This window comes from Sphingomonas sp. UV9 (genome assembly GCF_004101245.1).
GTDB lineage: Bacteria > Pseudomonadota > Alphaproteobacteria > Sphingomonadales > Sphingomonadaceae > Sphingomonas.
Genome location: NZ_SCIN01000004.1, coordinates 101,310 through 114,240, shown reverse-complemented (window position 1 = coordinate 114,240; position 12,931 = coordinate 101,310). Strand labels below are relative to the sequence as shown.

At 66.1% G+C, this 12,931-nt stretch carries 13 protein-coding genes; 5 read left to right on the top strand and 8 right to left on the bottom strand.

The features are described from left to right. Positions 1 to 68 precede the first annotated feature (68 nt). On the bottom strand, positions 69 to 896 hold the full coding sequence (locus EQZ23_RS17535; protein ID WP_128455748.1) for an inositol monophosphatase family protein: 828 nt from the start codon (positions 894 to 896) through the stop codon (positions 69 to 71). Positions 897 to 986: 90 nt separating this feature from the next. Here EQZ23_RS17535 and EQZ23_RS17530 point away from each other — a divergent pair, with 90 nt between their 5' ends. After that, a complete protein-coding gene (locus EQZ23_RS17530) occupies positions 987 to 1,523 on the top strand; it encodes a redoxin domain-containing protein (RefSeq protein WP_128455747.1) in 537 nt (178 codons plus the stop codon). Positions 1,524 to 1,723: 200 nt separating this feature from the next. After that, positions 1,724 to 2,674, top strand: a complete 951-nt coding sequence (locus EQZ23_RS17525; protein ID WP_240663658.1) for a GGDEF domain-containing protein — start codon at positions 1,724 to 1,726, stop codon at positions 2,672 to 2,674. Between the two features lie 460 nt (positions 2,675 to 3,134). On the opposite strand, the gene EQZ23_RS17520 is transcribed toward EQZ23_RS17525, so the two are convergent. Further along, positions 3,135 to 3,752, bottom strand: coding sequence for a YbhB/YbcL family Raf kinase inhibitor-like protein (locus EQZ23_RS17520; protein WP_128455745.1), 618 nt, complete (start codon positions 3,750 to 3,752; stop codon positions 3,135 to 3,137). 3 nt (positions 3,753 to 3,755) lie between these two features. Continuing rightward, on the bottom strand, positions 3,756 to 4,265 hold the full coding sequence (locus EQZ23_RS17515) for a hypothetical protein (RefSeq protein ID WP_128455744.1): 510 nt from the start codon (positions 4,263 to 4,265) through the stop codon (positions 3,756 to 3,758). 81 nt (positions 4,266 to 4,346) lie between these two features. Here EQZ23_RS17515 and EQZ23_RS17510 point away from each other — a divergent pair, with 81 nt between their 5' ends. Continuing rightward, a complete protein-coding gene (locus EQZ23_RS17510) occupies positions 4,347 to 4,775 on the top strand; it encodes a DUF1810 domain-containing protein (RefSeq protein WP_128455743.1) in 429 nt (142 codons plus the stop codon). A gap of 66 nt (positions 4,776 to 4,841) precedes the next feature. Beyond that, on the top strand, positions 4,842 to 4,967 hold the full coding sequence (locus tag EQZ23_RS20515; protein ID WP_259457500.1) for a hypothetical protein: 126 nt from the start codon (positions 4,842 to 4,844) through the stop codon (positions 4,965 to 4,967). A 20-nt stretch (positions 4,968 to 4,987) separates the two neighbouring features. Here EQZ23_RS20515 and EQZ23_RS17505 read toward each other — a convergent pair whose 3' ends face one another. After that, the gene (locus EQZ23_RS17505) at positions 4,988 to 5,635 is read right to left on the bottom strand and encodes a DsbA family oxidoreductase (RefSeq protein ID WP_128455742.1); all 648 of its coding nucleotides are present in this window, start codon (positions 5,633 to 5,635) and stop codon (positions 4,988 to 4,990) included. A gap of 103 nt (positions 5,636 to 5,738) precedes the next feature. On the opposite strand from EQZ23_RS17505, the gene EQZ23_RS17500 reads away from it, so the two are divergent. Continuing rightward, complete coding sequence (locus EQZ23_RS17500) at positions 5,739 to 6,326, top strand: alpha-ketoglutarate-dependent dioxygenase AlkB (protein ID WP_128455741.1); 588 nt, start codon at positions 5,739 to 5,741, stop codon at positions 6,324 to 6,326. A gap of 6 nt (positions 6,327 to 6,332) precedes the next feature. Here the strand turns inward: EQZ23_RS17500 and gyrB are convergent, their stop codons facing one another. The 4 genes from gyrB to EQZ23_RS17480 form a co-directional block, all read right to left on the bottom strand. Continuing rightward, positions 6,333 to 8,894: a DNA topoisomerase (ATP-hydrolyzing) subunit B gene (gene gyrB / locus EQZ23_RS17495; protein WP_206364309.1), complete on the bottom strand. Its 2,562-nt coding sequence runs from the start codon at positions 8,892 to 8,894 to the stop codon at positions 6,333 to 6,335. Positions 8,895 to 8,969: 75 nt separating this feature from the next. Further along, positions 8,970 to 9,653, bottom strand: a complete 684-nt coding sequence (locus tag EQZ23_RS17490; RefSeq protein ID WP_128455739.1) for a Fe2+-dependent dioxygenase — start codon at positions 9,651 to 9,653, stop codon at positions 8,970 to 8,972. Then, complete coding sequence (locus tag EQZ23_RS17485; RefSeq protein ID WP_128455738.1) at positions 9,647 to 10,393, bottom strand: tetratricopeptide repeat protein; 747 nt, start codon at positions 10,391 to 10,393, stop codon at positions 9,647 to 9,649. Before EQZ23_RS17485 ends, EQZ23_RS17490 begins: the two co-directional genes overlap by 7 nt. Before the next feature lie 9 nt (positions 10,394 to 10,402). Continuing rightward, positions 10,403 to 12,889: a TonB-dependent receptor gene (locus EQZ23_RS17480; protein ID WP_128455737.1), complete on the bottom strand. Its 2,487-nt coding sequence runs from the start codon at positions 12,887 to 12,889 to the stop codon at positions 10,403 to 10,405. Positions 12,890 to 12,931: the final 42 nt, after the last annotated feature.

Genomic DNA, 12,931 nt, shown 5'->3' with positions numbered 1-12,931 from the left:
CATCGCTCGCCTTCGGGCGGTGGTTCAAATTCGATACCAGCCCGTCGCAGGCGGGGGGAGAAGTCCGGTCAGTGGTCGTGGCCGTGCTCATGCCCATCGCTCTGCAACCGGTGCATTGCCTCGAGCACGTCATCCATCCGGGCGGGGTCGCCGATCGCCAGCACGTGGCCGGCGCTGTCCGCCGTCAGCGGATCGCCGTTCCAGTCGCACATCATGCCACCAGCGCCTTCGACCACGGGCACCAGCGCGGCGAAGTCATAGATCTTGAGTCCCGACTCGCACACGACGTCGAGATGGCCGCTCGCGAGCAGGCCGTAATTATAGCAGTCGCCGCCATAGACCGGCCCCTGCCGCGGATTGCCGCCCGAGATCGCCGCAACCAGCGCGAGGTAATGCGGCACGTCGACCTCGTCGAACAGATGCGGGCTGGTGGTGGCGATCGTCGAGCCGGCGAGTTCGCGGCAGCGGCGAGTGCGGACCGGCACGCCGTTGAGCGTCGTCGGACGCCCAGCGACACCGATCCAACGCTCGCGCTGGACCGGCTGATCGATGATGCCGAGCACCGGCCAGCCATCCTCGACCAGCGCGATCAGCGTGCCGAAAATCGCCCGGCCCACCGTGAAGCTGCGCGTGCCGTCAATCGGGTCGAGCACCCATTTGCGATTGGTAACACCCTGCTTCTCGCCAAACTCCTCGCCGACGATGCCGTCGCCCGACCGTTCGGCGTCGAGCAGCCGCCGCATCGCCGATTCGGCCTCGCGATCGGCGCGGGTGACGGGGGACTGGTCGTCCTTGATCTCGACGCCGTGCTCGTGACGGAAATAGGGTCGGATGACGTGGCCCGCAGCATCCGCGAGGCGGTGCGCGAGATCGATATCGGCTTGGGTTACTGGCATTACGCACGCCTATCGGTCGCAGACGCAGGGAGCAATGGACGGAACGCCTGCGTCGGCGTAGGTCGTTGCAATCCAATCGGAGTATCGTCCATGCGCCTCTTCAAAACCCTTACCGCCGCCGCCCTTCTCGCGGCCACGCCCGCATTCGCGGCGCTCGCGCCCGGCGCCAGGGCCCCAGACTTCACGACGCGCGGCGCGATCGCCGGCAAGGTGTTCACCGTGCACCTCGCCGAGCAGCTCAAAAAGGGACCGGTCGTGCTGTATTTCTTCCCCGCGGCGTACACCGGCGGCTGCAACGCCGAGGCGCATGCGTTCGCAGAAGCGATCCCGGCGTTCACCAAGGCTGGTGGCACGGTGATCGGCATGTCGGCCGACAATGTCGATACGCTCAGCAAATTCTCCGCTGAAAAGTGCGCCGGCAAGTTCGCGGTCGCCAGCGCCGGCCCGAAGGTCGTCGCGGGCTATGACGTCGCGCTCGGCAAGCAGATTGCCGGCCGCGACGTGACCAAGCGCACCAGCTACGTCATCGCCAAGGATGGCCGCATCGCGTTCGTCCATGATGACATGAACCCTGCTCAGCATGTCGCGACGACGCTCGCCGCCGTCCAGAAGCTGACGGGTAAATAATCGGGCAAATCGTCAATCTTCACCAAACCGGCAAATACCTGCCGGTTTGGTGACTGTATGCTAACGCTTTCGGGTCTATCTTCGCTAAGGAGGACGCGGAGGATAACATGCGGGATGCGCAAGCACGAAGGTCGGTGTCGAAGCCGGAGCGGGACACCACGCTATTCGAGCGAATCGGTCGGTTTCTCGACGCCCAAGGTTTGAGCCCCGACCCCGCACATTATGATTTCGCGTTCGCCGTGTTGTCGGCGCCGGACGAACCTCTGGCCAGAGCGGTCGCAAGACTGACCGAAGACGGCGTGCGACTCACCCGGCGCGACATCGAGCGACTCGGCGGACGCGTCGTCGAAGGCTCTCCACCGATCCGGTCGCGCCAAAACAGTTCCGAGTCGAATACCGAGATCGACGCCGCCATCGCGCTGGTCACCGAGACGCAGCAGCATGTCGACGGGTTCGCACAGATCATGCGGACGATGCAGGACGAAACTCGCGTCTTCGGACGCGACCTGAAGCAGAGCGCGGCGGCGATCACGCAGCTGGCGGAAATCGACGAGATCACGCGCATCACCAGCACCATGATCGCCCGCATCCGCGATAGCGAGGTCAGGCTCGCGGAGGCGACGGCCGAGACGGATACGTTGCGTGCCAAGTTGGTCGAAGCGCAGGACAGCGCGCGGCGCGACGTGCTGACCGGGCTGCCGAACCGGCGCGCGTTCGAAGAGTCGTTTGCGGCGCGCGATCTGGCGGCCGGGCCGCACTGTCTCGCAGTGTGCGATATCGACCGGTTCAAACACGTCAACGATGTTCACGGCCACGGTGTCGGCGACCGCGTGCTGACCGCGATCGGGCAGGCGATGGCCGCCGAATGCGCGCCGCATCTCGTCGTCCGCCATGGTGGCGAGGAATTCGCGGTGTTGATCGGCGGGCTGAACCTGAGCGACGCGGCAGAACTGCTCGACACGGTCCGCGCGATCGTGGCCGGGAAACGCTTCCGCAACCGCGATACGGATATGCCGCTGGGGATCGTCACCTTTTCGGCCGGGATCACCGCGATTCATCCCGAAGAGAGCGCCGAGACCGCCTTTTCCCGCGCGGATCGCCTGCTTTACACCGCCAAGGCGGCGGGCCGCGACAGGGTCTGCGCCGGCTGATCCCGCAAATTGGTGCAATTCACGACGGCTACGTGGTGGGTTTTACCAACTCGGTGGAGCGTGAAACGGAAAGTCTCGGTAAATCAGCGGATTAAGAAACTGGCACGCGCCATGCAAAGCATTCGATGTCGGGGGCCGGATGGTCCGACACCCCGCCAATCGAAGGAAATCCTCATGTCGTTCCGTTTCGAAACCGCCCAGCGCATCGCTCTCTCGTTCGTCGGCGCAGTGTTCTTCGCAGCCGTCGCCGTCAGTGCCGCTACGCCGATCATCCCCATCGCCTGATACCGGCACCTGATCCCAGCGCCTGCTATCGGCACCCAGCCTTATCTTCCGGAGACCAATCATGGGTCGCAGCGTTATTATCGGCCTCGCCGCCTTTTCCACAACCATCCTTCTGATCGTCACGCACACCGGCACGACACTAGTCTGAACCACGACGGCGCAATCAACGCCGCGTTCAGGCAGGCGCACCCACGCCGACCGGCCCGATCGGTGCCTCCTCCTCCCGCGAATACGTCCCGATCAACAGCCCCGCTGCCAGCACATGGCCGGTAATGGCGTCGACCACCGCCGAACGACCGGGCGTCGCGCCGGCATCCCCGGCCCCCGCACCGACCGCGAACAGCTGGAACGCATAGCGATGCTCACCATGCCCGCTGGGCGGATCAGGTGGCAGCCAGCCCTCACGCAGGTATGAATTGCGCCCGACGTCGCGCCCCGCGGCGTCACCCGCGCCATCGGGAACGATCGCGCCCTCGGCCAGCCGCCCCGCATCGGCTTCGAGTCCCCAGATGATCGCATGGACCAGCGGCTGCGGCGCTGGCGCGTCGGCATCCTCGACGATCAACACCATGCGCTCGGTCCCAACTGGCGGCTCGCTCCAGACGAGGGGCGGCGATACCCCCTCGCCATCCGCAGTGAACCGTGGCGGCAGGCGGCCGTCATGCGCGAACGCCGAGCTGGTCAGATCGAGCGTTTCGAAATTCTCGCCGAGCTGGACGATCGCCAGCTTGTCGGCCCCGGCGCGCAGGCCACTCATCGCATGGCCGAGCCAGGCGGGGACGTGTTCGAGCATGGCTTATCCTTCCGAGGGGCAGGTTTCTGCACGACGCACAGGCGCAGCGCCGTCGTACCAATCGCTTTTCGCACCCATGGTTGCCGCATCGTGATGGCAGACCTCGGTCCGGCCGCGCTTGGGATCGACGATCACGGTCCAGTTATGGTCACCGCAATTATGCTGCTCGCAACCCCACGCCGCGACGCGCTCGCCGAGCATGAAGACGGGCGTCTCGGGGCCGGACCGACCGCGGATCGTGGCGCGCAATTTCGCATCGCCGACCGCGGTGACGAGCCCGGACGCGACATCGGTACGGTCGAAGAAATCTACGCCGCCGACCGCGTCGTGCGGATATTTCCCGACATACGCGGTGATCGACGTCGTCTGCGCCTGTCCCGGGATCGGCGTCGGCGCGCGAGTTTGCGGCGGCTTGTAATTGCTCGCGGCGAGCGTGTCGGTCGGATCGTCCTTCTTGCCGCAGCCGCTCAACAGGGGCAGCGCGAGCACCGCGATCGCCATCATCGTCTTCATGCGCCATCCTCTTCGTTGGTAGATCAACGTATCGGCGCATGTTGGGGTTGCGTCGAGCCGGCGCGCGACCATTTCGAGCGTATGGCTCATGATCTCGACCGCTTCGTCACCGCGCAGGACGGCGTCTATCGGCAGGCGCTCGCCGAACTGGGGGCCGGCGCGAAACGCAGCCACTGGATGTGGTTCGTGTTGCCCCAGATCGCCGGGCTCGGGCAGAGCGCGATGGCGCGGGCCTACGCGATTGCGGATGCGGCGGAGGCTCGGGCGTATCTGGCGCATCCGGTGCTGGGCGCACGGTTGATCGAGGCGACCGCCGCGGTGACGGCGGCGCGCGGATCGGCAGAGGCCATCCTGGGCGGGATCGACGCGGTGAAGCTGCGCTCTTCGATGACGCTGTTCGCCGCAGTGGCGGACGATCCGGCACCATTCCGCGCGGCGCTGGACCGGTTTTTCGGAGGTGCCGACGATCCTGCGACGCTGGATCTGCTGCGCCGGACGCCCGATCGATAAGATGCGGGCATTGTCGGCAACGCGTGTAATGTGACCGCGGGGCCTTCCGCCCCATGAGGTGCCGTGATGGCGAAGAGCCAGAAGAAATCCAGCAAGGAAGTCCGCAAGCCCAAGGCCGAAAAGGCACCAAAGGCGAATGCGTCGAACCCGACCACCAAGGGCAAGCCTGTCGAGATGACGACGCTGAACTGAGGCGTCGAACGGCGCGCGCGTCAGCCCGCCGCGGCGATCTGGCGCAGCGCCTGTTCGAAGACCTCGACCGGTTGGCCGCCCGAGATCAGATGCCTGTCGTTGATCACGATCGCCGGCACTGCATTGATCCCCCGGGCGCGCCAGAGCTCCTCCGCCGCGCGAACCTCGTCGGCATAGCGTCCCGAGCTTAGCATTTCCTCGGCCGCGACCGGATCGAGCCCCACCGCCGCCGCCGCATCGACCAGCACGCGGTGATCGCCCGGATCCGCGTTGTCGGTGAAATTGGCCGTGAACAGCGCATGCTTGAGCGCACCCTGCCGCCCTTCGATCTGCGCCCAGTGCAACAGCCGGTGTGCGTCGAACGTGTTGTAGATCCGGCTGGCGTCGGTCATCACCATCGTGAAACCGAGTTCGCGCGCGCGGTCGACGATCATCGCGCGGTTTGCCGCGGACTGCTCGCGGGTCGATCCGTATTTCTCCGCGATATGCTCGCCGATGTTCTGGCCGCCTGCCGGCATCGCCGGATTGAGTTCGAACGGTTGGAAGACGATCTCGGCATCGAGCGCGTCGGCCGCGCGCGCGAGGGCCTCCTCCAGCGCTCGCAGGCCGATGATGCACCACGGACAGGCGATGTCAGACACGAAGTCGATCTTGAGATGGGCGGTCATGGCAGTCTCCGGCAAGCGCGCACCGCGGTAGATCGCGGCGCTCGGATCGGCAACCGCGGGGCGTCGGGCTGACTACGGCCGCGCGCGTTCCTACATGCCGTCGATGGCAAACCCGACCGCAGACCTTTTCGGCACGCCGGTGCTGCCCGGCCTCGACTATCGCGACGCGTTGCTGGACCGGGACGAGGAGGCGGCGCTGATCGCCCGGATCGACGAACAGGATCTGGAGCCGTTCCAGTTCCAGGGATGGCTGGGCAAGCGGCTGACCAAGTCGTTCGGGTGGCATTACGATTTCGACACGAGCCAGTTCGGCGCGACCGATCCGCTGCCCGACTGGCTGCTGCCCATCCGCCAGCGCGCCGCCGCGTTCGCCGGACTGCCCGAGGACACGCTCGTCCAGGCGCTGTTGATCCGGTACGATCCGGGTGCCGGGATCGGCTGGCACCGCGATCGGCCGGTATTCGAGCACGTCGTCGGCGTTTCGCTCGGTGTGCCGGCGACGATGCGGTTTCGGCGACGCACGCCGGGCGGCTTCGAGCGCGCCGCCGTCCCGCTGGCGCCGCGCTCGGTGTATCATCTCAGCGGCGCGGCGCGGCACGACTGGGAGCACAGCATCGCCGAGATGGACGTGACCCGCTGGTCCATCACCTTCCGCAGTTTCACCGACAACGCACGGTCCGACCGGCGCTGACGGCGGTCAGACGTCCAGATTGGCGACGTTGAGCGCGTTGTCCTGGATGAACTCGCGACGGGGTTCGACGACTTCGCCCATCAGCTGGGTGAAGATCTCGTTCGCGCTCTCGGCATTCACCGCGGTGACGCGAAGCATCGAGCGGACTGTCGGGTCGAGCGTGGTTTCCCAGAGCTGTTCCGCGTTCATCTCGCCCAACCCCTTGTAGCGCTGGATCGCGAGACCCTTCCGCCCGGCGGTTAGGATCGCATCGAGCAGGTGGCTCGGGCGCGACACCTGGGTAGAGCCGCGGGTCGCGACGACAGCGGTGGCGGAGCCGATCACGCCGGCTTCTGGTTCCGCACCCTCTTCGGCCTCGGGCTCGGCCTCGGCATGGGGCTCGTCGGCTTGCGTGGCCTTGCTGGCGGGGATCAGGTTCGAGGTCTGCGCATAGCTCTCGGCCTGTTCGGCCGACAGCGAGTGCAGCTTCCGCGCCTCCGCCGACACCAGGAAGCTGGCCTCGATGATGTGGTGATCAGTCACGCCGCGCCATGCGCGCTGGAAGTGGATGCCGCCCTCTTCGGTCAGCACCGCAGTCCAGCGGGCCTCGCTATCGTCGAGTTCGAGACGCCGCGTCACGATTTCGAGACGCGACGTGCGATCCGCGACCGAGGCCTCGGGATCGAACACCCCGCCGAGTGCGAGCGCCTCGATCATCCCGGCGTCGTAGCGCTTGGGGACGTAGCGCATCAGCGTCCGCATCCGGCGCGCGTGGTCGACCAGATCCTTGAGCTTGTCGCCGGTCCGCGAGCCGGCTGGGCCCTCGAGGACCATCGTCGAGACGCCCGCGTCGACCAGATATTCGTCGAGTGCGGCATCGTCCTTCAGATACATTTCGGACCGGCCCTTGGTCGCTTTGTAGAGCGGCGGCTGGGCGATGTAGAGATAGCCACCCTCGATGATCTTGGGCATGTGACGATAGAACAACGTCAGCAGCAGCGTGCGGATGTGCGCGCCGTCGACGTCTGCGTCGGTCATGATCACGATCTTGTGGTAGCGCAGCTTGTCCGCGTTGAAGTCGTCGCGGATGCCGGTGCCCATCGCGGTGATGAGCGTGCCGATCTCGCGGCTCGACAACATGCGATCCTCGCGCGCGCGCTCGGTGTTCAGGATCTTGCCGCGCAGGGGAAGGATCGCCTGGAAATGGCGATCGCGGCCCTGCTTTGCCGAACCGCCGGCCGAATCGCCCTCGACCAGGAACAGCTCGGACTTGGCGGGATCGCGCTCCTGGCAGTCGGCGAGCTTGCCGGGCAGCGATGCGATGTCCATCACGCCCTTGCGACGAGTCAATTCGCGCGCGCGCTTGGCCGCTTCGCGCGCGGCGGCGGCGTCGATGATCTTGGCGACGATCGCCTTGCCGTGCGCGGGGTTCTCCTCGAGCCATTCGGCCATCTTGTCGGCCATCAGGCTTTCCAAGGGCTGGCGGACTTCGGACGAGACGAGCTTGTCCTTGGTCTGGCTGCTGAACTTCGGATCGGGCAGCTTGACCGAGACGATCGCGGTCAGTCCTTCGCGCATGTCGTCGCCGGTGAGCTGGACCTTTTCCTTCTTCAACATGCCCGATTTCTCGGCATAGTTGTTGAGCGTGCGGGTCAGCGCGGCGCGGAACGCGGCCATGTGCGTGCCGCCGTCGCGCTGCGGGATGTTGTTCGTGAAGGCGAGGACGTTTTCGTAATAGGAGTCGTTCCACTGGAGCGCGACGTCCATCGTGACGTCGTCGCGCGTGCCCGAAATCGCGACCGGCTCGGGCATCAACGGCACCTTGGCGCGATCGAGATACTTCACGAACGCGGCGATCCCGCCTTCGTAATAGAGCTCGACGGTCTTCATTTCCTCGTGCCGCGCGTCGGAGAGGAACAGGCGGACGCCCGAATTGAGGAAGGCGAGCTCGCGGTAGCGATGCTCGAGCTTGTCGAAGTCGAAATCGGTGATCTTGAAGGTGGCGGGCGACGGGAAGAAGGTGACGCGCGTGCCCTTCTGGCCCTCGGCTGCGTCGCCGACGATCTTGAGTGGCATCACCGCGTCGCCGAACGCAAAGCGCATGTAATGCTCCTTGCCGTCGCGCCAGATCGTCAGATCGAGCCATTCGCTCAGCGCGTTGACGACCGAGACGCCGACGCCGTGGAGGCCGCCCGAGACCTTGTAGGCATTCTCGTCGTTGGTGTTCTCGAACTTACCGCCGGCGTGGAGCTGGGTCATGATGACCTCGGCTGCCGAGACGCCTTCCTCGGTGTGGATCCCGGTCGGGATGCCGCGGCCATTGTCGGTGACGCTGACCGATCCGTCGGCGTTGAGGACGATGTCGATCCGGTCGCAATGCCCGGCGAGCGCCTCGTCGATCGCGTTGTCGCTGACCTCGAACACCATGTGGTGGAGGCCCGACCCGTCGTCGGTATCGCCGATATACATGCCGGGGCGCTTGCGCACTGCGTCGAGGCCCTTGAGGACCTTGATCGAGTCCGCGCCGTAATCGCCCATGTTCGGGAGGTTGGGATTATTGGTTTCGGGGTTGGATGCCATGACCAGCATATAGGCATCCGGGGGCCGAAACGGAAGCGAAATGGCCTGCGTGCGTGGTGGGGTACGGGTAGAACGAAGCGAACGTCAGGCGTCGGCCCAGCGCCGCAACAGATTGTGGTACACACCGGTCAGCCGCACCGTCGCCAGATCGCCCTGCCCTTGTGCGGCCGCGACCGCCTGCACGCCCTGGTCGAGATCGAACAGTATCCGCCGCGCACCGTCGTCGCGGACCATCGACTGCAACCAGAAGAACGACGCGACCCGCACCCCGCGCGTGACCGGCGCGACGCGGTGCAGGCTGGAGGCGGGATACACGACCATGTGGCCGGCGGGCAGCTTGACGCTTTGCGGCCCGAATTGATCCTCGATCACGAGCTCGCCGCCGTCATAGCTCTCGGGGTCGGCGAGGAAGAGCGTTGCCGACAGGTCGCTGCGGATGCGGAAATCGGAGCCGCGCTTGATCCGGATGGCAGTGTCGACGTGCAGCCCGAAATCCTGGCCCCCGGCATAGCGATTGAACAACGGCGGAAAGACTTTCAGCGGCAGCGCGGCGGCGACGAACAGCGCGGACTGGCCAAGCGCGTCGAGGATCATACCACCTGCCTCGCGCGCGGCGGCGGAGTCCTCGGGCAGTTGCTCGTTGCGCTTGGCGAGCGCGGATTGCGTGCCCGAGGTGGCGTTGCCGTCTATCCAGTCGGCCGCGTCGATCAGCGCGCGCACGCGGGCCACGGCAGCAGGATCGAGCACGTCGGGGATTGCGATCAGCATGCTACGCCCTCTCGCAGTGCCGCGACCCCGCGGGTGCGGAACGCGGGGATCTCACTGGTCGCCAGCCACGCTTCGGCCTTGGCGAGGAACGCCGCATTGCCGCGCTCACCTGCCTGTTTCAGCCAATGCAGCGCCGCCTCGATATCGCTCGCCGCACCGAGCATCCGCGCGTGATTGAAGCACCCACGGAAATCGCCGCCTTCCGCCGCTTGTCGATAGCAGTCCGCGGCCCGGGCCAGATCGCGCTCGCAGGCCCAGCCGTCCTCGGCGAAGCTGCCGACGAAGTTGATCGCCTTTGCGCTCGCGAGCCCGGTGTCCATTGCCGCTACCGTTTCCAGCAACGCCAGCGCAGCCGGTTTGTCCTCCGCCACCCCGTCACCCAGAGCGAGCAACGTCGCGTAATTGTACATCGCCCAGTCGAGCCCGCGCGCCGCTGCAACCCGGTAGCATTCGGCCGCTCGCGTCTTGTCGACGCGCGTGCCCCAGCCGAGATCGTAACAGCGCCCGACCATGTTCAGCGCCATCACGTGATGCTGCGCGGCCGCCCTGGTGAACCAGCCCAGTGCAGCGACCGGATCCGCCGCGACGCCGGTGCCGTCGAGCAGCATCTGGCCGTAGACCGCCTGCGCCTCCGCGACCCCCGCGTCCGCCGCTTCACGCACGAACGCCGCGCGCTCCGCCGGACTTCCGGAGAGGCGCGCGGCGATCGCGTCTGGGCTCAGAGTATCGATCGCCGTCACGGCCGTCCTTTAAAAGCGCAGGTTCACGGTGCCGAACACCGTACGGCCGGCGGCGAGCGTGGCATAGTGGCTGGCATAGGTCTGCGAGAAGTAGGCCTTGTTGGTCAAATTCTGCGCGTTGACGCTGACGTCGATGGTGTCGGTCAGCTTGTAGCTCGCACGCGCATCGAACCGCCAGTAATCGGGGCTGCTGCGCGTGAGAACCTTGGTCGCCGGATTGACCGTGACGACGCCAGCCGCGGTCTGCGTCGCGGTGCGGTTATCCGAATAGCCGCCGATCTGCTCGTCCATGTACAAGGCCGTGCCGCCGATCTGCAGCCGCTTCGTCACGCTGACGTTGGTCGTCGCGGTGAAGCTGTTCTTGGCGGTCTGCGGAACCTGCTTGCCGGTGTTGACCGACACGACGCCGATCGTACGGGCCGGCTGGAGGCCGGGGAGCGCGGCGGCGGTCAGCGTTAGGAAGCCGCCGTCGATGATCTTCGGATCGAGATGCGTGAAGCCGCCGAACACCGTCCAGCCGGGCAGGATCGTCCCGCTGACGTTGAACTCGACGCCACGGATCCGCGTCTCGCCGATGAACGACGCGGTGTTGTTATCGTCAAGCACGCGCGCGTTGGCGATGTCGGTCTGGAACACCGCCGCACCGAGCTGGAGCTTCTCGCCGAACAGGCTGGCCTTGGCGCCGACCTCGTACGACTTGGTCTTCTGCGGCTTCAACAGGTCGAGCACCGCGGCGGTGATCGCATTATCCTCGCGGCCTTCGCCGAGCAGGCTGTTGGGCGGCGTCGCAGCGGTCGCGTAGCTTGCATACAGGCTGGTCTCCGGCGTCGGCTTGAAGACAAGCCCAGCCTGCCAGTTGAACAGATTGTCGACGCGCTTGATCCGGGTCTGCTGGGCACCGGGCAGGGTGACGGTCGACTGGAAGCGATCGTAGCGCGCGCCGAGGTTGAGGATCAGCGACGGCATCAGCGTGATCGAATCGAACGCGTAGACCGCCTTGGTATTCGCGTCGTTCTGCGTCTCGGTCGAGGGCGCGCCCTTCACGATCGGCGTCTGCGTGGTCGACGTGTCGCTCGCGTAATTGACCCACGGCGCATACGGGTTCGGGTTGAACAGGCTCACGCAATAGGAGCGCGCGATCGTGACCGTGTCGCAGCGCGGGCTGATCGTCGAGCCATTGGCCGACACGAACGTGCCGCGCCGCGTCTTCTCCCACGAAATCTCGGTGCCGAGCGAGAAGCTGTGCTCGACCCCGCCGGTGTTGAACTTCCCGTACAGATCGGTCTGGTCGACGATGCTCTCGCTATAGCCGTAGCGCGTGTTGCCGCGCGTCCAGACATAGCCGCCGCCCGTCACCTTCGTGCCGCCGGTGGCCGGATTGACGCCACTGGTTGCCGTCGCGGTCGTGCCATAGACATTGCCCTGGCTGTCGTCGGGCAGCGTGAAGATATAGCTCTGGTCGCTATGCGTGTAGCGGGCGGTGTTGCGCAGCGTGATGCCGCCGAAATCATGCTCGACGCGGATCGTCGCCTGATTGGTGGTCGCATCGCGGAAATCGCGTGCCGCGAGCCCGTAGAAGTTCTTGCGCGAGACATAGCCGGTCTGGCCGCTCGCGGTGGTTACCGTGCCGAGCGCGGGCTGCGTCGAGACGTTGCCGGTGCCCGGATGGTTATTGATCGTGTAGAGATACGGGATGCCGCTGTCGGGCAGTTCCTTGCTCTCCATGTGATAGAAGCTCGCGGTCAGCCTGGTCGGCGTGCCGAGCCCGACGGCGAACGACGGCGCGATGCCCCAGCGCTTCGCCCAGATCGCATCGCGACCCGCGACGTCCTGGTCGTGCCACATCCCCTCGATCCGGAATGCGGCGGTATCGGACACCTTCAGGTTCACGTCGCCGGTGATGCGCTTGTAGTCCGCCTCGCCGTAACTGCCGCTGAGCGATCCGAAAGTCTCGAGTTGCGGCAGGCGCGACAGGATGTTGATCGTGCCGCCCGCCGAGCCGCGCCCGCCGAGCGTCGAATCCGAACCGCGGACGATCTGCACCGACTCCACCGCGAACACTTCGCGGGTCTGCGAGGCGAGATCGCGAACGCCATCGACATAGATGCTGCCCTGGCTGTCGAAGCCGCGGATGAAGGGGCGATCACCGATCGGATTGCCACCCTCGGCCGCGCCGAAGGTGATGCCGGGGACAGTGCGCAGCGCATCGGCGAGGCTGTTCGAGCCGGTCTGCTCGATGACCTCCTTCGGCAGCACGATCACCGAGCGCGGCGTGTTCACCAGCGGCGCGACCTGCTTGGGCCCGGAGTCGCGCGTCCGCTGACCGTTGACGAGGATCTCTTCGCGTTGCTGGTCGTCCGTTACCGGTGCCGTGGCCTTGTCGGCCTCAGCGGCATAGGCCGGTGCGGTGGCGAACGCGCCGACACACGACAGGGCGAGAAACGCGGGCACGGAGGGCGAACGCGGCAACGATGCGCGCGGCGAAGATAGCGACATGGACAAACCCCTTTGTTCTGAGAGGTTCGCTATTGAGAGTCG

Coding starts and splice junctions, on each gene's coding strand:
- EQZ23_RS17535 (WP_128455748.1), bottom strand. CDS start 896: ATGCCAGTAACCCAAGCCGATATCGATCTCGCGCACCGCCTCGCGGAT.
- EQZ23_RS17530 (WP_128455747.1), top strand. CDS start 987: ATGCGCCTCTTCAAAACCCTTACCGCCGCCGCCCTTCTCGCGGCCACG.
- EQZ23_RS17520 (WP_128455745.1), bottom strand. CDS start 3,752: ATGCTCGAACACGTCCCCGCCTGGCTCGGCCATGCGATGAGTGGCCTG.
- EQZ23_RS17515 (WP_128455744.1), bottom strand. CDS start 4,265: ATGAAGACGATGATGGCGATCGCGGTGCTCGCGCTGCCCCTGTTGAGC.
- EQZ23_RS17510 (WP_128455743.1), top strand. CDS start 4,347: ATGGCTCATGATCTCGACCGCTTCGTCACCGCGCAGGACGGCGTCTAT.
- EQZ23_RS20515 (WP_259457500.1), top strand. CDS start 4,842: ATGGCGAAGAGCCAGAAGAAATCCAGCAAGGAAGTCCGCAAGCCCAAG.
- EQZ23_RS17505 (WP_128455742.1), bottom strand. CDS start 5,635: ATGACCGCCCATCTCAAGATCGACTTCGTGTCTGACATCGCCTGTCCG.
- EQZ23_RS17500 (WP_128455741.1), top strand. CDS start 5,739: ATGGCAAACCCGACCGCAGACCTTTTCGGCACGCCGGTGCTGCCCGGC.
- gyrB (WP_206364309.1), bottom strand. CDS start 8,894: ATGCTGGTCATGGCATCCAACCCCGAAACCAATAATCCCAACCTCCCG.
- EQZ23_RS17490 (WP_128455739.1), bottom strand. CDS start 9,653: ATGCTGATCGCAATCCCCGACGTGCTCGATCCTGCTGCCGTGGCCCGC.
- EQZ23_RS17480 (WP_128455737.1), bottom strand. CDS start 12,889: ATGTCGCTATCTTCGCCGCGCGCATCGTTGCCGCGTTCGCCCTCCGTG.